Origin of the sequence: Flagellimonas meridianipacifica, from assembly GCF_003001695.1 — a bacterium.
Taxonomy (GTDB): Bacteria; Bacteroidota; Bacteroidia; order Flavobacteriales; family Flavobacteriaceae; genus Flagellimonas; species Flagellimonas meridianipacifica.
The window spans coordinates 973,364-992,908 of sequence record NZ_PVYX01000002.1; the positions used below are offsets into that span (position 1 = coordinate 973,364).

Sequence of the window (19,545 nt, forward strand, 5' to 3'; positions counted from 1 at the left end):
AACATGAGAATAGATGTTGTTTCAAAGTACTTGGGTTCCTCTTTTTTAGTGGTTCCTTTTGTATTTTCCCTGTTCTTCGCTTCTTGTGTGGAGACTTTTGAACCTGAAACAGAGGTTTTTGAAAGTGTTCTTATTGTGGAAGCAGCCATTACGAATGAGGATAAAAGACAACAAGTCCTACTGACAAGGACTTTTCGGTTGGAAGAGGATGGTCCCAACCCTGAGTCTTCGGCAACTGTGCGAGTCATCGATGACCAACAAAATGAATTTGTTTTTGAAGAAGTGGAACCAGGGAGGTATTTATCAGCACTACCATTTTCTGCAGTGCCCAATAGACAATATCAGCTTTCCATTGCTACATCGGATGGAAGAACGTATGGCTCGGAGTCCGTATCCCTTACCCCAGAATCGCAAATACTTGATTTGTACGCTTCGCGGGAAGAGAATTCGAACGGTCAGGACGGTATTGCCATTTTAGTGGATAACCAAGGGAGTCAATCAGGGACACAGTCCTTTCGGTTTGAATATGAAGAAACATATCAGATTATTGCACCAAGGTGGGTCGCGGTTGATGCCGTAGTGGTAAGGGACCGACCACCTCCGGCAATTGTTATTCTTGAACCCAAAACTGAGGAACAACAAGTGTGTTACAATACGGAACTTTCAAATACCATAATCTTGGGAGACACTGAAAATACCGATCAAAATGGCCTTACCCGTTTCCCAGTTCGGTTTATTGGCAGGGATAACTTTATCATATCCCATAGATATAGTATTCTGGTTAGGCAATTTGCGCAAACCAGGGAGGCCTTTGCTTTTTATGAGACCTTGAACGAGTTTTCCTCCCGGACCGAAAGCCTGTTCTCCCAGATTCAGCCCGGTTTTTTGATTGGTAATGTATTCTCGTTGGAGAGCGAATCGGAGAACGTTCTTGGTTTTTTTGAAGTATCATCGGTAACTTCCAGAAGAATCTTTTTTGATTATGAGGATTTTTTCCCAGGAGAGCCCTTACCACCATATGCGAGTGATTGTAGCCTTGAGTTCACACCTGATCTTTTGCCAGGCTCACCTGATGGACCTTCTCCCCTGGTGCAGGCCATAAATAGCTTAGGACAAAAATTTGTTGAATCTACAGGTGATGATAGCAGACCGTTTGTACTCGTTAGTCGTCCATGCGGTGATTGTACTGCTTTAGGAAGTAATGTGATACCGGATTTTTGGGAGGAATGATGGGTACTAAAAGAATATATCGGAAAGACATTACAGCCCTAGTGAGCGTGTTGGGTTTCATGCTTCTGGTGACTTCCGAAGGATTTGGTCAGAATATGGCAACAAACAAGAATCAATTTCCAAAGGAAAGGGTGTATGTGCATGTGAATTCGACCACAGCTTTCGTGGGAGAGTATTTGTTGTATAGTATCTATTGCTTAGATGAAGAAACACGTAAACCCAGCAGGATAAGTAAGATTGCCTATGTGGATTTAATCGGTGAAGATGGCAAGCTGGTTTTTCAACAAAAGGTTAAATTGAACGATGGTCGATCATATTCAGACTTTTTTATTCCCACTACCGTAGTTTCAGGAAACTATAAGTTGATTGGGTACACCCAGTGGATGCAAAACTTTGACAGGGAAGAATTTTTCAGGCAAAATATTACCGTCATAAATCCGTATACCAGCGATCAAAGGGTGTTTCTGAAACAAGGACCGGATTCACTTGCCCAGTCATCCTCGGTAATTCAAACACAAGTTTTAAAAGGCAATGATTTAACATCTAATATTGCAACTGACCTTGCCATCAAGCTTGAATCCTCTAGATTCGGTACTAGGGAAAAGGTGGTTTTCCAATTAGCTTTAAAAGAACTAAAGACTAAAGATTACAGCGTTTCTGTCTCCGTGAGGAGAAAACCTTACATGCCCTCACCTAGTCTCGTCTCCTCACATTTCATGAAGACTTTAGAAGGTAAGGATGCTATTAAACCGTCTTCCCAATCAAATTCCTATCCCTATCTTCCAGAGATAAGGGGAGAGTTGATTTCCGGAAGAATTTTGAATAAGTCGACAATGAGACCCGCTAAGGCAATGGGAGTTTCTCTTTCCATTTCCGGTTATAATTCACACTTTAAAACAGCTTATACTAATCTAGATGGAACGTTTCATTTTTCCATCCAAGACGATTATGGAGGGGAAACAGCTATAGTTCAAATTCTTGGCGATGAGAATGAAGCATACAAACTTGAAATATTCGATAATAAACAACCCATAGTAAAAGAAGAGGATTTCTTCTCTTTTCAATTAGAGGAAGAGATGGAAGCAGGTATCTTAGAGCGTAGCTTTCACAACCAAATTGAAAATGCTTTTTTTAGTGTTAAGCCGGATACCGTCCAGACCATTGGTTCGAAAACCCCTTTTTTTCTGGAGAATAATTTGGAGTATATTTTGGATGACTATACAAGATTCCCAACCTTAAGGGAAACGGTGGTTGAGATTTTGGAGCATCTTTGGATAAAAAGAGAGTCTTCAGGGAAAAGAACCTTTAAAGTGCGTGTGAATCCACCGTATTCGGAATCTGATAAAAAGCCTTTGGTGTTGATGGATGGACTTCAGGTATTGAATCATGAGAGCCTTATGGAGTATAATGCACGGCAAATCGAAAAAATATCTGTCGGACGGGGGCGGTATGTTTTTGGTAAAGAGGTATATGATGGGGTAATAAGCATTGAAACCTTTAAGAAGGATTACAACTTTCCTTTAGATGGTACATCAAGAATGAGCGTAAAATTGGTTAAACCCCAAGCTCGGAAAAAATATTTTATACAAAGGTATTTGGAGAGTGAAGACCTAAACAACCAAAGTATTCCTGATTTTCGCTATCAACTTCTGTGGATGCCCAATGTCTTTATCAACGAATCTGGGAGTTTCACCTTTTTTACCTCCGATATAAAGGGGGAGTTCGAAATATGTGTTGAGGGGTTCTCCAAAAAAGGTATTCCAGTGTCATTGAGGGAAACCATAATTGTTGAATAAAAAGGTTAGCCCTCAAAACGCTACATTTATTTTACATCATTTTGAATGCAAAGGCCTCTTATTGTTGTAAATTAGCCAGAAATTGGATTAAAATCTAAACAACAAGAACGTATGAAATTTTTTATCGATACGGCCAACCTTGACCAAATAAGAGAAGCCCAACAACTTGGGGTTTTGGATGGGGTGACCACAAACCCTTCACTTATGGCTAAGGAAGGGATTACCGGAAAAGAGAATATTTTAAAGCACTATGTTGATATTTGCTCCATCGTTGAAGGCGATGTTTCTGCGGAAGTTGTGTCCACTGATTTTGAGGGCATGGTGAAAGAAGGAGAGGAGCTTGCCGCATTGCACGAGCAGATTGTGGTAAAAGTGCCTATGATAAAAGATGGGGTAAAGGCATTAAAATACTTTTCAGATAAGGGCATTAAAACCAATTGCACACTAGTATTCTCTCCTGGACAGGCATTGTTGGCGGCTAAAGCTGGCGCCACCTATGTATCTCCTTTTATTGGCAGATTGGACGATATTTCAACCGACGGGCTTAATCTGATAGCGGAAATCCGAACAATTTATGACAATTATGGTTTTGAAACGCAAATATTGGCCGCCTCGGTACGCCATACCATGCATGTTATTGATTGTGCTAAAATTGGTTCTGATGTGATGACCGGTCCGTTGTCGGCTATCGAAGGATTATTGAAGCATCCCTTGACAGACATAGGTCTTGAAAAGTTCTTGGCAGATTACAAGAAGGGAAATTCTTAAGAAAAAACAATTAAGATATTATGATTACCAAGGCCCTGAATGAAAGTTCAGGGTTGTTTTTATTTAGAAAGATTTATAAAGGTTGGCAAAGGCATCCACTATCAGTGTGTCCTCAGCAATAACGCATTTGTTGAGGCCATCCACAATCATTGTGGTTTGTACTTTCTCAAAATCTTCTCCCCTAAACTGTCTACTTTTGTCGAGATTAAACTCCTCAAGAGTTTTAAGCCACTGAGGTTGAGAGGTTCTTATACTAATACCCACAAAATTGTGGTCAGGATGTTTTTTCTCCAGATAGGCTACGTGAGATAATATATTCTTTAAATGCTTTTTTTGGGTAGAGGTCCAGAAGTAGAAAACGGTCTTTTTCTGCTTACTGATTTCTTTGAGATGTACTTGTTGGTTATTTGCATTCCAAACCTGAAGATCGGGTAAGCTATTATTGGGTTGAAGACTTTGAATGCCTTCATATAGGTATGCGATTTCCTTTTTATGCTCTTCATTAGTAGAAAGCCTCTTGAACTTATCTATGAAAATCCTTGATTCTTCATTGGTGTTATGTTCTTTAAGTAAGTAATCCATAGCCACGTTTCGGAACAGATTGTTTCTTATCTCAGGCACTTGAACCAAACTATCCACCAATTTTAGGATATGCTTGTTAAAATGAAGATGACTGATTACAACCTCTCCGTTCGCAGAACAGTCCTTCATACATGACATGTACGCTAGATTTCCTAGGTGATGTTTCATGAAATCAAAGTAGGGCCGGAAATATGTTAAGTTGTGATCATTAAGATTCAAGGTTTTCCGGTATCCATAAAAAGAATTGTCTAAATCATGAATGGTTTCCTCTCCAGTCTTCTTTTTGTGGTAGAATGGATACTTTTCTTTATAGAGATAACTGTTATAGTCAATTGAGGCTTTGGCCATAGAGAAAACCTTCTCTGTTAAATCATTCTCTTTGACCAATTCTTCTAGATGTTGAATTTTCTTTGAACGAAGTGAATCTATTTTCTGGCTAAACTCAGCTGGAGGTAGTTTATAAAAATTGTAAATCATCATTTCCTCATCTTCATGGGCCAAGAACATTTCAATAAGAAAATTATTTATTTCGGCACCTTCGCCTGAGAAGACCAACGATTCATCAAATTCAATGGTGTTTAAACGGATAAGTAGGCTATCTCCTTCTTGAAGATATACATATTGTAATTCGGGGCTATGGTCAAAATGGTAAAGCCCTTCTTCAATACCCTGGAGTTTGAATGAAAAATGGTCGTTGTTGTTCAGCTTGGCAGAATCTATAACCGCATCGTCTTTATACAAAACCACAAAGTCACTAGTGGGATTCACAATTTCTCCGCTGAGAATAACGGACGGACACTCTTTAGCTTTGTCGGAGCACGCAATTATAGATAGGAAAGAGAGGCCGAGTAATAGTCTAGTCATACAAAAATCTCCATCATATTCGACCTACAAATTTAAACATACCTGACGACTGCCTTGTTAATGGCTAGTTAAATGTTGTAAAACCCTGCTTTTCTGATTTTTAAATATCTCCATTTCTATTGGAAATACATAAGGGTTTTATCTATTTTTGCCAAAAATTTTGAGAGATGTTATCAGTATCCAATTTATCGGTCCAGTTTGGTAAGCGAGTGTTGTTTGATGAGGTAAATGTGGCTTTTACGGAAGGCAACTGTTATGGCATTATTGGTGCCAATGGAGCGGGGAAATCCACCTTTCTAAAAGTTTTGTCGGGAAAAATAGACCCTACTTCTGGACATGTGCATTTGGAGCCAGGGAAGCGAATGTCCATATTGGAACAAAACCACAATGCACATGACGAACACCAAGTTTTGGAAACAGTGGTGATGGGTAACAAGCCTCTTTTTGATATTAAAACTCAAATAGATGCCCTTTATGCTGATTATACGGATGAAAATGCTGAGAAGATAGGGGAGTTACAAGTGCAGTTTGAAGAAATGAACGGTTGGAATGCCGATAGTGATGCTGCTGCACTTTTGTCCAATTTGGGCATTCCTGAAGACTTACATTACACTCAAATGGCCGATATGGATTCCAAGCTGAAAGTTCGCGTGCTCTTGGCTCAAGCCCTTTTTGGGAATCCAGATGTGTTGATTATGGATGAGCCTACCAACGATTTGGACTACGAGACCATTCAATGGTTGGAGAATTTTTTGGCCAACTATGACAATACTGTTATTGTAGTATCTCACGATAGGCACTTTTTGGATGCGGTATGTACTAGCATTGCGGATATTGACTTTGGGAAAATCAATGTGTATTCTGGAAATTACACGTTTTGGTACCAAAGTAGTCAGTTGGCAGCCAGACAAAGAGCCCAACAAAACAAGAAGGCCGAGGAGAAAGCTAAAGAGCTTCAAGAATTCATTCAACGTTTTAGTGCGAACGTAGCTAAGAGTAAGCAAGCCACTTCTAGGAAGAAAATGTTGGATAAGCTCAAGATAGATGAAATAAAGCCTTCAAGCAGAAGATATCCAGCAATTATATTTGAACGTGAGCGTGAAGCTGGGGACCAAATCCTGAATGTTGAAAAACTGGCAGCTACTTCTGATGATGGAGATATATTGTTCCAAGGGGTGGATATCAATTTGGCCAAAGGAGACAAAGTAGCCATCATTTCAAGGGATTCTAGAGCAACCTCTGCTTTCTACAATATCATTTCAGGCAAGACAAAGGCCGATAGCGGCACCTATCAATGGGGAGTTACCACTACACAGTCCTACTTGCCGGCCGATAATGCCGAATATTTTGAAGACGATATCAATTTGGTAGACTGGTTACGTCAGTGGACCAAAACAGAAGAAGAAAGGGAAGAGGTATACGTTCGAGGCTTTCTGGGAAAAATGTTGTTCAGTGGTGAAGAAGCCCTTAAAAAGAGCACCGTTTTATCAGGTGGTGAAAAAGTACGCTGTATGTTGAGCCGTATGATGCTCTTAAGAGCCAACGTTCTATTATTGGATGAACCTACAAATCACTTGGATTTAGAAAGTATTACAGCCTTCAACAACTCTTTGAAAAATTTTAAAGGGACGGTACTTTTAACCACCCACGACCACGAATTCGTGCAAACGGTCGCTAACAGAATCATAGAAATAACGCCTAAAGGAGCCATAGACCGCTACTTGAGTTTTGATGACTATATGTCTGACAAGAACATCAAAGCACAGCGGGAGAAAATGTATGAAATGGCAGCGGTTTAAACTATGCGTTAAAATACTTGCTGTTCCAAATAGCTGGATTAAAGTTTTTGCCCAATGCAAACCCGTAAAATATTACAACGGAAGCAATACACTTGAACATAAAGAAATAAATAATCCAGAATTCTGTTGCCGAATCATTTTTGGAAAACAAGCCGTTGGGTACAAGTAGGGTGGCAAAGTAACTTATCACCAAAGTGAGCAACGTAAGATTCACAATACCTTTAAACGGCCAAACCAAAAGTTTTCTAAATGGACTTAGGTCATTTCCCCATTTGTGAATCAAATAGAAATAACCGTTTCCTATTGGAGCAAACAAAAGTGGATCATCTTTATCCTCTAATTTGAAGAGTTTGGAAGGAGCCATTATCTTGAAACCTTTAATATCGGTATCATGTTGGGCCTCCATTTCCTTGATTATATCATAGGCTTTTTGTGGTATTTGTCCTTTGAAGTATTTAGAATCCAAAAAACGCAATCGATAATCTATACAGATTTTTTTGATTTGATCAATGTGATAAATCCGCGATGTCTCCAGTAAGTCAAATACAAAATTGTTGCTTTCAATAGCTTTTTTTGATTTGAGTTCTTCAGTTATTTTTTCTTGCGGGCTTACGGTAGTATCTAAGATAGCGTGTACCTCGTCCAAAATACGGTTCTCTGAAAGTTCTTTGTTTTTGAGCCGGGAGAGAATTTGCTCAATGTTGGTGTTTTGAAATATCATCGTTTTCTTCTTAGCAATTACTCAAAGTTAACCATAAGAAGTTGTCAAGGGCAATAGTCGAAGGGAATTAAAATGTTAACATTTTGTTAAAACAATAGTAATGTTACTAAGCTGAGCAACTTTTGAGAAAAAAAATGTATCTTACCGATGATTTTTACCGTTCGACGTTAAAATCAAACAAACTTTTAGTGAATTTAAGCCCCAAAGAACACTTAAATGAAGTCCCCAATCATTAATTACCTACTTGCTTTTTCCTTTCTTTTTTTTGTCGAATCTTTTGCTCAGACTAAGTCTATCGTTTCATCAGCCGGAGCTTCTGGAAATCATAGTATGTTGATAGCTGCCGTAGAGGCTACTGAGATAGATGAAGTATTGGAAAAATCAGGACCGTTCACCGTATTTGCACCTTCTGATGCTGCATTTCAACGTTTTTCTTCTGATAAACTGAAGCAGTTAATGACGTCTAATGATAAATCAAAACTTAAATCGCTGGTTAGTTATCATATTGTTGCAGGAAAACTCACAGCTTCTCGTATTTTAAAAGCAATGTGCAGAGGAAACGGAAAAGCGTCCTTTACCACCATTCAAGGCAAGAAATTGCAGGCCCACATGGAAGGATATGACATCGTGCTTACCGACCCGTTGGGCAATACAGCGCGAATTATCCAAGCAGATGTGAGTCAACAAAATGGTATAATACACGAAATAGATAGCGTGATTGTGCCTACTAGCATGTAGGGACAGGCCTATCTAAGGGTAGCTCCAAGCTTGTCTTCGTAATTTGCCTGCAACTTCTTCATTATTTTGTCAATCTGCTTATCCGTCAATGTTTTATTCTCATCTTGAAGCGTAAAGCTGACCGCATAGGACTTTTTTCCTTCAGGAAGATTATTACCAAGATAGACATCGAACAAATTAACATTTTTGAGTAGCTTTTTTTCTGTTTGCCAAGCTGTGTCATAAACATTTTTAAAGCTGACACTTTCATCCAATAACAACGCAAAATCCCTGGTGACCTCGGGAAACTTGGGAATGTCGCGATATACGATTTCCTCTTCCCTTAAAAAGCTCATAATGGCACTCCAGTCAAAATCGGCGTACAGTACGTCCACCTTTACATCCATTTTCTTTGCAACCGTTTTACTAACAATACCATAACTGCATAATGGTTTTCCATTTTTGCTGCTAGTAAGACCTTCCGTAAAAATGGGGTTATTGGAAATGGGTTGATTTTTCAAATCCTGTAATCCCAAACGTTGAAATATGCTCTCTACTGCCCCTTTCAAAAAGAAAAAATCCGTGGTGGTGTTACTCACTGACCAGTTTTCAGGTAAGCGATTGCCAACAAGATATAGTGCTAGGTGCGGTTTTTCGTTGTACGAGTCTTTTACTTTATGATATGTGGTACCAAATTCGTAGAGCTTAAGTCGGTTTTGTTGTCTGTTAAGATTGTGTGCTATGGTCTCCAGTCCTGATGGCAGCATTGAGGTTCGCATTACCGAAAGGTCAAGACTCAGGGGATTGATCATGTCCACAGCATCACTAGAGGAGGAAAGAGTTTCTAAATTCTCTTTGGAAACCAGGCTATTGGTCATTATTTCATAAAAACCATGTGAAGCCAACATATTTCCAATGGTATCCTGAACGGTATGGTTCTCCAGTCTTGAAGTAACCGCAATGGAGGCATTTAATTTTTGTTTAAAATCGATGTTGTTATATCCATAGACACGCAATATTTCTTCAATTACGTCCACTTCGCGTTCCACATCAACACGGTAAAATGGAATGGTAAGTCCTAACCCGGATTCGGTGACATTATTCACTTTAATTTCCAAGGAAGACAAAATGGATTTGATGGTGTCCCTAGGAATTTCTTGTCCAATCAAGGAGTTGATTTTTTCGAAAGTCAAGAAAACTTGTCTTTCTTTAGGCTTTTTAGGAAACAAATCAACCAATTCGGAGCTTATTTCGCCTCCAGCTATTTCACGAATCAGGACCGCAGCTCTTTTAAGCGCATATTCGGTAAGGTCTATATCAATCCCACGTTCAAAACGAAAAGATGCATCTGTATTTAGACCATGTCTTTTTGCGGTTTTTCGAATGGAAACAGGATTGAAGTAGGCACTTTCCAAAAAAATGGATGTCGTGTCTTCCGTAACACCGGAATGAATGCCACCGAATACACCAGCGATGCACATGGGTTTTTCACTATCACATATCATCAAATCCTCTTCATGTAGCTCACGCTCTACACCGTCCAGGGTTACAAATTTAGTCCCCTTGGGAAGTCGTTTCACTTCAATTCTACCCCCCTTAATTTTTATGGCATCAAAAGCATGAAGGGGTTGCCCAAGTTCATGCAACACATAATTTGTAGCATCTACCACATTGTTTATGGGAGATAGGCCAATGGCATTCAACCTATTCTTTAGCCAATCAGGCGACTCTTGTACAATAAGATTGTTTATGGTTATCCCACAGTATCTAGGAGCTAAATCGTTTTCCTCTACTTCCACATCAATTTTGAGGGAACGATTGTCAATGGAAAAATTACTCGTGGATGGAGTAAGGAGTCCCTTTTGTATCTCTTTCTGTTCCAATCCAGCTTTTAAGTCACGGGCAACACCAAAATGGCTCATTGCGTCTGCTCGATTTGGGGTAAGGCCAATTTCAAAAACTTTGTCATGCTCCACTTCAAAAACTTCGCTACACGGGCTCCCAGGTATCAGTGAATCACTGAGCACCATAATACCCTCATGACTACTACCTAAGCCCAATTCATCCTCCGCACATATCATCCCTTGGCTTTCCTCACCGCGGATTTTTCCTTTCTTTATTTGCCAAGGTTCACCATCGGCGGTGTAAAGTGTGGTTCCAATGGTGGCCACTGGAACTTTCTGACCTGTTGCTACATTTGGGGCTCCACATACTATCTGAACTGGGTCTTCCAATCCAATATCCACGGAAGTGATTTTCAGGCGATCTGCATTTGGATGCTGGGAACAGCTTAGAACTTCACCTACTACAACACCTTCCAGACCTCCTTTGATGGATTCAAAATCCGAAATGCCCTCAACCTCAAGGCCCAAGTCGGTCAAAAGCTCCCCAGTTTCCTCAGCACTCCAATCAATGCTCAAGAATTGCTTTAACCAGTTGTAAGAAATTTTCATACCCCAAATTTAAAGTGGACAAATATAAAACAATAGGGAAAGAGATTCAATGTAAATAATTAACGGTCAACTTGTCCGTAATGTAAGTTTTCTGAAGTATTTTCGATACTTCGATAAATGAAAAGCTTATGAAAAGAAGGGCTCTTTTACTATTGGTGACTGTTTTTATGGCATGGTCCTGTAAAAAGGAAGAAAAAGGAACATTGCCGGCTGAAGGTGATTGGTGGGCGATAATGCAGGTAGATGAGAAAGAACAACTTCCGTTTAATTTTACGTTGGAAAAACAGGATGAAAGTCAATATAGACTTGAAATGTATAATGCGGACGAGGTTGTGGTAGTTGATGAAATATCGTTTTCCCAGGATAGCATACGCATCCAAATGCCAGTTTTTGAAGGGTATATATCCGGTACTTTTACCGAAAATGAAATTAAGGGAAGTTTTATAAAAGAAAGCTTGGATAGGGTAGTGCCCTTTGAAGCATTCCATGGGAAAAGGGATAGATTTTTAGTTGAAAAAGAACCCACGGAAAACATTTCAGGGGTCTGGGAAACTTATTTTGAGCCTGGTACCGTGGAGCAGTATGCTGCAAAAGGATTATTTGTTCAACAAGGCAATAAAATTGAAGGAACTTTCAGGACTACAACCGGAGATTATCGCTTTTTGGAAGGTGTTGTTGATGGAGACTCATTAAAATTATCCACTTTTGATGGCGCTCACGTATTTCTGTTCACAGCAAAAATAGACAAGGATTCGTTGGAAGGAGTGTTCTATTCGGGCAACCATTCCAAGGAAAAGTTTATAGCCAAACGAAACGAAGCGTTTGAACTTCCCGATGCTAATAGTCTTACCTATCTGAAGGAAGGGTATGAAACTTTTGATTTTTCTTTTCCTGATGGGCAAGGTTCTATGGTTAGCTTACAAGATTCTCAATTTGAAAACAAACCCGTTGTGGTTCAAATTATGGGCTCTTGGTGCCCTAATTGTTTGGATGAAACCAAGTTTTATGTAGATTACTTGGAACAAAATCCTGATTTGGAAATTGAGTTTATTGGATTGGCTTTTGAATACGCCAAAACTGAAGACAAAGCTTGGAATAGTATTAATCGATTGAAGGATAGAATTAATATTCCGTATCCCATTTTATTGGCACAGTATGGAACATCCAACAAAAAACTGGCCAACGAAAAATTACCTATGTTGAATCATGTGCTGTCCTATCCAACCACCATTTTTATTGATAGTAAGGGTGATGTAAAAAAGATTCACACCGGGTTTAACGGTCCAGCTACCGGTAAAAAGTATGAGGAGTACATCCAGGGATTTGAAAAAACAATAAAGGAACTGACGCAAGATGAAGCGGCGGCTATATGATTGTTGATTTTCCCAAATCAATGTTTTCATCATTCATTGTGAATGGTTCATCGCTGTCAACAATGTTGTCGGCAATAAAATCCCCGACCTGATTGGTCCCATATTGACTTTTTTCGTTCAAATCCGTGGTCACAACGCCTTTCTTAAGAGCTTTGTCTACAGCTTCCCTAACTGCCATGGCTTCTTCAAAAAGACTGTGATGTTCCAACAGCATTGCCGCAGACAAAATGGAAGCGACTGGATTTGCAATGTCCATCCCTTTAGCCTGTGGGTAGGATCCATGGATGGGTTCAAAAAGAGCATTTTCCTCACCTATGGAGGCAGAAGCTAAAAGACCAATGGAACCTCCTATAACACTTGCTTCATCAGAAAGAATATCCCCAAACATATTTTCAGTAAGAATTACATCAAATTGCCTCGGATTTAAGATGAGCTGCATAGCTGCATTATCAACAAATAAATAGTCAAGTTTTACTTCTGGATAACTCTCCGCAATTTTGGATACTACTTTGCGCCAAAGCCTAGAAGATTCCAAAACATTGGCTTTGTCCACTAAAGTAAGTTTTCCATCCCTATTTTTTGCCGCTTTAAAGGCAAGATGGGCCACTCTGCTAATTTCTTTCTCCGAGTATTCACAGAGGTCGGAGGCGATTGTGCCATCCTCATTTGTTTTTTTCTCACCGAAATAGATACCTCCCGTCAACTCTCTATAAATTATGAAATCTACATTTTCTATGATTTCCTTCTTAAGCGGAGACTTTTCGGACAGTGAAGAGAATGCTTTTACGGGTCTAATATTGGCAAAAAGACCCAAGGACTTTCTTAGTTCCAATAGTCCTTCTTCAGGTCTTGTTTTTGCTTCAGGATTATTATCATATTTTGGGTCGCCAATGGCTCCAAACAAAATAGCGTCAGAAGTTTTACACAGATCTAAGGTTTTTTCTGGAAGAGAAGTGCCATATTTGTCTATTGCATAGGCACCAATCGGAGCTTCCCTATAAATAAACTGGTGATTAAAGGTTTCCTCTACAGCTTGTAGACACTTCACCGCTTGTGATAAAACTTCAGGTCCAACGCCATCTCCCGGCAATAGGGCAAGGTTTAGTTTCATATACAACTACTATTTTCAGTTCAGTTCGCCGGTTCGATTTGGGATAAATACGATTAAGCGATATCAGCTATACGAATATCACTGGTTTCTATGATTTTATGGATGTCCTCATCAAATATTTCCTTCTGTCTGTCCGCAAACTTTAAGAAATTATCATAAACAACGTCCAATTGAAGCTTGGTCAATTCATACCCTACGTTTTTAGCTCTATAGGCCAAGGCCGCCCTTCCGCTTCGTGCTGTCAATACTATGGAAGACTGACTTACTCCAACATCTTTCGGGTCAATAATTTCATAGGTTTCCCTTTGCTTGATTACACCATCTTGGTGAATCCCAGAACTATGGGCAAACGCGTTGGAACCAACTATGGCCTTGTTCGGTTGCACAGGCATTCCCATTTTTTGGGATACCATTTGACTTGTATCATATAATAAGGTGCTGTTGATGTCTGTGTCCAGTTTCAAATAGGGGTGCTGGCGAAGAATCATGACAACTTCTTCTAATGAAGTATTCCCTGCTCTTTCTCCAATTCCATTGATGGTGCACTCTATCTGCCTAGCTCCGTTAATTACCCCAGCAATTGAATTTGCGGTTGCCAATCCAAGGTCGTTATGGCAATGACAAGAAAGAATGGCTTTATCAATTCCCTTTACATTTTCTTTGAGGTATTTCATTTTGGCGCCGTACTCTTCAGGAAGGCAATACCCCGTGGTATCAGGTATATTTAGCACTGTGGCTCCTGCCTTAATGACCGCTTCGCATACCTGGGCCAAATAGTCGTTATCTGTTCTTCCAGCATCTTCTGCATAGAATTCGACATCTTCCACGAAGGACTTTGCATAGGAAACTGCTTCCACGGCGCGTTCGATAATCTTCTCTCGGGTTGAATTGAACTTAAATTTAATATGTGAGTCCGAAGTCCCTATTCCTGTATGGATTCTTGGCCTCTTGGCAACTCTTATAGCCTCAGCGGCCACTTCTATGTCTTTCTTAACAGCACGAGTAAGACCGCATACCGTGGCATTTTTTACTAGTTTGGCAATTTCATTCACTGACTGAAAGTCTCCTGGACTTGAAATTGGAAATCCAGCTTCTATGATATCAACACCCAGTTCATCCAATCGTTCCGCAATGACTAGTTTTTGTTTGGTGTCTAGCTTACAACCAGGGACTTGCTCACCATCCCTTAAAGTTGTATCAAAAATTTGTACCTTATCTTTACCCATTCGTGTAGTCGGTTTTAAACTCCTATCACGAAGATATGGTAGGAGTCTGCTGGCAAAGAAATCCACAGAAATCCATTACAACGTTAAATTGTGTTTTTAATAAATCAAACATCTGAATATCAGATGTTTAAATTTTATTTTTTACGATGACAAATGCCCATAAGGATACATTGTTCATATTAATCAAGTCTTTATCCAAATCGGAAAAAAGACAATTTAAGCTGTACGTGGGTAGATTGGGGGTTAATACTGATGCAAAATTTTTAGCGCTTTTCAATTTATTGGACAAAATGCGCATGTATGATGAGAAGCAGATTTTGGAGAGCGGAATTGTAAAAAAAGCACAACTTTCGAACCTCAAGGCACATCTTTACAAACAGATTTTGGTGAGCCTTCGTTTGAACCCAGTAAACCAAAATATTCGGGTACAGATTAGGGAGCAGTTGGATTTTGCAACCATTCTATATCAGAAAGGACTTTACAAACAGAGCCTTAAGATTTTGGATAAAGCCAAGAATTTTGCCATTGACAATGAAGAAAAAAATGTGGCTTATGAGATTGTGGAGCTTGAGAAAATTATAGAAACCCAATATATCACCCGAAGTATTCCTGCAAGGGCGGATGAATTGGCCGTTCAGGCCAAGGAACTATCCGAACATAACGTAATGACAAGCAAATTGTCCAATCTATCCCTACAACTGTATGGAATGATGTTAAAGGTAGGGTATGTGCGAGATGATGAGGATCTTAGAAGCGTAAAAGATTATTTTGATTCCCATTTACCCACATATCGATTGGAGGATTTAGGTTTTCGAGAAAAGCTTTGGCTTTATAAGGCCTATTTATGGTACAGCCTTTTGACCCAAGATTTTTTATCCGCATACAAGTATGCTAGTAAGTGGGTAGATTTATTTTACGATAACGAGGATATGATATCCTTGAATCCTGTTTTTTTCCTGAAAGGAAACCACTATTTGTTGGAGGCCCTGTTTTTTGTGAAGTACAGTACTCAATTCAAGGATACTTTGGAACGTTTGGAATCGCAAGTAAATCATCCCAAATTCCCTCAAAATGACAACATAGCTTCGCTTACGTTTTTATATGTGAATTCCAATAAATTAAACCTTCATTTTCTGGAGGGTACGTTTAGTAGGGGGTTGTATTTGGTGAACATCATTGAGTATGGAATCAAAAAACACAGGGACCGGATTGACGAGCACCACGTGATGTTATTATATTACAAAATTGCTTGTTTGTATTTTGGAAACTCTGACCATAAGAACTGTATTCTTTATCTCAAGAGAATCATCACGAACAAAAACTTGAAAATGCGTGAAGACCTTATGTGTTTTGCTCGTGTATTGAGTTTAGTTGCACATTATGAAGCTGGTATGGATTATCACCTAGAGGTCCAGTTGAAAAGCACCTACAAATTTCTCTTGAAGATGAATGATTTACAAGCCGTTCAACGTGAGATGATTAAGTTTCTTAGAAATTTGGGGGACATTTATCCTAGTGAATTGCACAATGAATTCCAAAAACTCTACAACGAGTTGAAGAAGTACGAAAATCACCCCTATGAAAAGCGTGCTTTTCTATATCTGGACATTCTTTCTTGGTTGGAAAGTCATCTTCAAAACAGACCTGTCTCTGAAATTATTAGAGAGAAGGCTTTAGTGGCTTCACGCTAATCAACAAGCATCCACAAAGGGTCTTTGGGCGCGGGCGCAACGCATTTCACAGGTTCTTTTTTGACCGGATGCTCGAACTCCAAGCTTCTGGCATGTAGGTGAATGCTGCCATTGGGATTGCTTCTTTGTGCTCCGTATTTTAAGTCGCCTTTTATATGGCATCCTATGGCTGCTAATTGTGCCCTTATTTGATGGTGCCTCCCTGTTTTCAAATCAATTTCCAAAAGTGTATAGTTATCCAACTTGTTTAATATCCGATACGAGAGAATTGCCTTTTTTGAATCTGGCACTTCGGATGTATGAGCGTAAGACTTGTTCTGTTTTGGATTGCGAACTAACCAATGTACTAAAGTATCGTTTGCTTTCTTAGGAGAATTTTTCACCATGGCCCAGTAGGTTTTTTGAGTTTTCCCCTGAGAAAATTGAGCATTTAATCTGGGAAGTGCTTTAGAGGTACGGGCGAAAACCACAATACCGGAAGTAGGTCGGTCCAGCCTATGAACCACTCCTAAAAAAACATTTCCAGGCTTGTTGTATTTAATTTTGAGATATTCCTTCACCACTTCACTCAATGGAACATCCCCGGTTTTATCACCTTGTACAATGTCACCAGGTCTTTTGTTGATGATGATAAGATGATTGTCCTCATACAACACCTGTAGGTTGGACGGAACGGACCGTTGGATTTTTGGATTTTTGGACAATTTGGAGTTCACTTTAGAGAAGACTTGAACTTAGAAGTCATTTTAATAATAGAACTTAAATTTAATAGAAGAATGTCAAGTTTATTTTTCTGAAGAAATCCCAAATCATTCGAAATTAATAATTGAGTTTCAATTTCATATAACGAGCCTATCGCTATTTCCAAAAATCTTGAAAAGTCTTTGTTTGATTTTCTTGAGCAACCTTCCGCAATATTTGACGGAACAGATACCGAAGCTCTTCTCAATTGATTTGCTAAACCAAACTTTTCTGTTTCCGGGAAGGAATATGTAGTCTTGTAAATATCTGAACAGAAAATCCTGCTCATTTTCCAGATTTCTAAATCTTTAAATCGATGCATAACTTGATTAATTGATTTGGGAATTATTTCAATCTTTGATAAGTTGGATATTATATAATGTTAGGACAAGAAAACTGAAAACTTAGTGCTCAAAAATCCAGTAATCTAAAAATCTAATACGATTCATTTTCATTGGGAAAATCCCTGCTCTTCACATCAGTAACATATTCCGAAATGGCCTTGCTCATATCTTCGTAAAGGTTCATATAGCGACGCAAAAATCTAGGATTGAATTCGTGTGTCATCCCCAAAAGATCATGTACTACCAACACTTGACCGTCAACACCATTTCCCGCCCCGATTCCAATAATGGGTATGGATACACTTTCTGCAACTTCTTGCGCTAATTTTGCAGGAATTTTTTCCAAAACAATCCCAAAACAGCCCACTTCTTCCAACATTTTGGCATCTTCTTTCAGTTTTTCCGCCTCTCTTTCTTCTTTGGCACGCACAGTATAGGTTCCAAACTTGTAAATGGATTGTGGGGTAAGTCCCAAATGACCCATAACTGGGATTCCAGCCTCAAGAATACGGGTTACCGACTGTTTGATTTCAGAGCCTCCTTCAACTTTAACGGCGTGGGCGCCACTTTCCTTCATTATCCGAATGGCAGAACGCAAAGCTTCTTTTGAATCACTTTGATAACTTCCAAATGGGATGTCCACAACCACCAAAGCACGTTTTGCGGCTCTTACCACCGAACTTGCATGATAAATCATTTGGTCCAATGTAATGGGCAGTGTGGTTTCATGTCCAGCAATTACATTACTGGCAGAATCTCCCACAAGGATTACATCCACTTGGGCGGCATCCACAATCTTGGCCATGGAATAATCATATGAAGTGAGCATGGATATTTTTTCACCGTTCTGCTTCATTTCCACTAAAGACTTTACGGTTACCCTTTTGTATTCTTTTTTTGCGACAGACATTCTTTCTATTTTGTAAGCCTAAATGTAAACAGATTTGTTTAATTTGGAGTCTAATCAAAAACGAACATGATGAGATTTTCTACAAGTATTTTATTAGGGTTCTTCACTTTTATTTCGATAAACGCCCAGATGGACGACAAGGTATTGGTACAAAAAACTGTTGAAGGTTTTTTTGAAGCTTTTCACAAACAAGATTCCGTAGCCATGAAAAGTTTTATGGCAGATGACGTAGTGCTTCAGACCACAGGTAGAAACAAAGAAGGCAAAACCCTGTTTCAAACTACACCGATTGAAAAATTGTACGCTTCTATAGTAAGCATTCCCGATAGTATTCAATTCGAAGAAAAACTCACCTCTTGGTCTATTCAAGTAGACCGTACTATGGCCAACGCTTGGGTAGGATATGAATTTTGGTTAAATGGCAATTTCAGTCATTGTGGTATCAATTCCTTTCAAATGGTAAATTTTGATGGAGAATGGAAAATCATTTATTTAATCGATACCAGGGGTAGAGAAGGGTGTATTGAGGAATAGTCCAATCACCAATCCCTATCTTCCAATGAAGGTGAGGTATTTCCATTTTCCAGTGCATTGGAAATCTTGTCCATCAACGAAATTGCCCTCATGTGCGATTTGTAAAATGCCTTCCCCATCATCGTTTTATTTCTACCACTCGGATTTATGGGAAACTCTTGATTTACTTTTGATGAGGAAATCAAGGGTAAATCATCCTCGCCTACATTTCCTGACTCAATTTCGTATGCGGACAATGTTACTAAAATCCGTGCCTTTTCATCTTTTACATCGATTCTAATTAGGTTCAAACAATGGATATGCGTATAATCCAGAAATACCCCGGTGCTGTGCACTCTGTCAAAAACACCTTTGACAAGCAGCATGCCAAGTTCTCTGTCTTCGGTCAAGCTTAGAGGTTCATTTTCAAGATTATAAGAAAAAAAGTTTAACGACCTGGGGTAGATAATATCCTTTGAAAGTTCAGGCAGCTCCAATATTTTTTGATAAGTAACATTGCCAGAGTCATCCAATGTCCATTGCTCTTTAATTTCGGACAGCATTTTTCGTGTCTTTTTGGTTTGAGCAACAATCGTGCAGGAGAATAGGATTAGGAGAGAAAAAAGTAGTTTTTTGACCATGACATTCGTTTCAAAAAATGAAACAAATTCTATGCCGTAGCAAATAATTTGAAATAAGAAGTTAG

The 19,545-nt window shown here is 39.2% G+C and carries 17 protein-coding genes; 8 read left to right on the plus strand and 9 right to left on the minus strand.

What is annotated here, in order from left to right:
- The first annotated feature begins 3 nt into the window (after positions 1 to 3).
- The 3 genes from CLV81_RS14515 to fsa all read left to right on the plus strand — a co-directional run bounded on the left by CLV81_RS14515 (position 4) and on the right by fsa (position 3,794).
- The gene (locus tag CLV81_RS14515) at positions 4 to 1,230 is read left to right on the plus strand and encodes a DUF4249 domain-containing protein (RefSeq protein ID WP_106145810.1); all 1,227 of its coding nucleotides are present in this window, start codon (positions 4 to 6) and stop codon (positions 1,228 to 1,230) included.
- The gene (locus CLV81_RS14520; RefSeq protein WP_106145811.1) at positions 1,227 to 3,026 is read left to right on the plus strand and encodes a hypothetical protein; all 1,800 of its coding nucleotides are present in this window, start codon (positions 1,227 to 1,229) and stop codon (positions 3,024 to 3,026) included. The genes CLV81_RS14515 and CLV81_RS14520 overlap by 4 nt, the downstream gene beginning before the upstream one ends.
- Positions 3,027 to 3,137: 111 nt before the next feature.
- Positions 3,138 to 3,794 carry a fructose-6-phosphate aldolase gene (gene fsa / locus CLV81_RS14525; protein ID WP_106145812.1) on the plus strand — a complete coding sequence of 219 codons (657 nt, stop codon included), beginning with the start codon at positions 3,138 to 3,140 and terminating at the stop codon, positions 3,792 to 3,794.
- A 63-nt stretch (positions 3,795 to 3,857) separates the two neighbouring features.
- Here the strand turns inward: fsa and CLV81_RS14530 are convergent, their stop codons facing one another.
- A complete protein-coding gene (locus CLV81_RS14530; protein WP_106145813.1) occupies positions 3,858 to 5,240 on the minus strand; it encodes a TlpA family protein disulfide reductase in 1,383 nt (460 codons plus the stop codon).
- 167 nt (positions 5,241 to 5,407) lie between these two features.
- Here CLV81_RS14530 and CLV81_RS14535 point away from each other — a divergent pair, with 167 nt between their 5' ends.
- On the plus strand, positions 5,408 to 7,039 hold the full coding sequence (locus tag CLV81_RS14535) for an ABC-F family ATP-binding cassette domain-containing protein (protein WP_106145814.1): 1,632 nt from the start codon (positions 5,408 to 5,410) through the stop codon (positions 7,037 to 7,039).
- A gap of 1 nt (position 7,040) precedes the next feature.
- On the opposite strand, the gene CLV81_RS14540 is transcribed toward CLV81_RS14535, so the two are convergent.
- Positions 7,041 to 7,760 (minus strand): hypothetical protein, encoded by a 720-nt coding sequence (locus CLV81_RS14540; RefSeq protein ID WP_106145815.1) that lies wholly within the window; start codon positions 7,758 to 7,760, stop codon positions 7,041 to 7,043.
- A 216-nt stretch (positions 7,761 to 7,976) separates the two neighbouring features.
- Here CLV81_RS14540 and CLV81_RS14545 point away from each other — a divergent pair, with 216 nt between their 5' ends.
- On the plus strand, positions 7,977 to 8,498 hold the full coding sequence (locus CLV81_RS14545; protein WP_106145816.1) for a fasciclin domain-containing protein: 522 nt from the start codon (positions 7,977 to 7,979) through the stop codon (positions 8,496 to 8,498).
- An 8-nt stretch (positions 8,499 to 8,506) separates the two neighbouring features.
- Here the strand turns inward: CLV81_RS14545 and pheT are convergent, their stop codons facing one another.
- On the minus strand, positions 8,507 to 10,930 hold the full coding sequence (gene pheT / locus CLV81_RS14550) for a phenylalanine--tRNA ligase subunit beta (protein ID WP_106145817.1): 2,424 nt from the start codon (positions 10,928 to 10,930) through the stop codon (positions 8,507 to 8,509).
- Positions 10,931 to 11,058: 128 nt separating this feature from the next.
- Here pheT and CLV81_RS14555 point away from each other — a divergent pair, with 128 nt between their 5' ends.
- Positions 11,059 to 12,303 carry a peroxiredoxin family protein gene (locus tag CLV81_RS14555; protein WP_106145818.1) on the plus strand — a complete coding sequence of 415 codons (1,245 nt, stop codon included), beginning with the start codon at positions 11,059 to 11,061 and terminating at the stop codon, positions 12,301 to 12,303.
- On the opposite strand, the gene leuB is transcribed toward CLV81_RS14555, so the two are convergent.
- Both leuB and CLV81_RS14565 read right to left on the minus strand, forming a co-directional pair.
- Complete coding sequence (gene leuB / locus CLV81_RS14560; RefSeq protein ID WP_106145819.1) at positions 12,296 to 13,414, minus strand: 3-isopropylmalate dehydrogenase; 1,119 nt, start codon at positions 13,412 to 13,414, stop codon at positions 12,296 to 12,298. The genes CLV81_RS14555 and leuB overlap by 8 nt on opposite strands.
- A gap of 53 nt (positions 13,415 to 13,467) precedes the next feature.
- Positions 13,468 to 14,640: a 2-isopropylmalate synthase gene (locus CLV81_RS14565; protein ID WP_106145820.1), complete on the minus strand. Its 1,173-nt coding sequence runs from the start codon at positions 14,638 to 14,640 to the stop codon at positions 13,468 to 13,470.
- Positions 14,641 to 14,786: 146 nt separating this feature from the next.
- Here CLV81_RS14565 and CLV81_RS14570 point away from each other — a divergent pair, with 146 nt between their 5' ends.
- Positions 14,787 to 16,331 carry a hypothetical protein gene (locus CLV81_RS14570; protein ID WP_106145822.1) on the plus strand — a complete coding sequence of 515 codons (1,545 nt, stop codon included), beginning with the start codon at positions 14,787 to 14,789 and terminating at the stop codon, positions 16,329 to 16,331.
- Here CLV81_RS14570 and CLV81_RS14575 read toward each other — a convergent pair.
- From CLV81_RS14575 to panB, 3 genes are all read right to left on the minus strand, one after another.
- Positions 16,328 to 17,047, minus strand: coding sequence for an RluA family pseudouridine synthase (locus CLV81_RS14575; protein WP_245912036.1), 720 nt, complete (start codon positions 17,045 to 17,047; stop codon positions 16,328 to 16,330). The two genes, CLV81_RS14570 and CLV81_RS14575, sit on opposite strands and share 4 nt — an antisense overlap.
- Complete coding sequence (locus CLV81_RS14580; protein WP_106145824.1) at positions 17,044 to 17,394, minus strand: four helix bundle protein; 351 nt, start codon at positions 17,392 to 17,394, stop codon at positions 17,044 to 17,046. The genes CLV81_RS14575 and CLV81_RS14580 overlap by 4 nt, the downstream gene beginning before the upstream one ends.
- Before the next feature lie 113 nt (positions 17,395 to 17,507).
- The gene (gene panB, locus CLV81_RS14585) at positions 17,508 to 18,326 is read right to left on the minus strand and encodes a 3-methyl-2-oxobutanoate hydroxymethyltransferase (protein ID WP_106145826.1); all 819 of its coding nucleotides are present in this window, start codon (positions 18,324 to 18,326) and stop codon (positions 17,508 to 17,510) included.
- A 66-nt stretch (positions 18,327 to 18,392) separates the two neighbouring features.
- Between panB and CLV81_RS14590 the strand changes: the two genes are divergently transcribed.
- The gene (locus CLV81_RS14590) at positions 18,393 to 18,860 is read left to right on the plus strand and encodes a nuclear transport factor 2 family protein (protein WP_245912038.1); all 468 of its coding nucleotides are present in this window, start codon (positions 18,393 to 18,395) and stop codon (positions 18,858 to 18,860) included.
- 5 nt (positions 18,861 to 18,865) lie between these two features.
- Here CLV81_RS14590 and CLV81_RS14595 read toward each other — a convergent pair whose 3' ends face one another.
- A complete protein-coding gene (locus CLV81_RS14595; protein ID WP_106145828.1) occupies positions 18,866 to 19,480 on the minus strand; it encodes a DUF4468 domain-containing protein in 615 nt (204 codons plus the stop codon).
- Positions 19,481 to 19,545 lie beyond the last annotated feature (65 nt).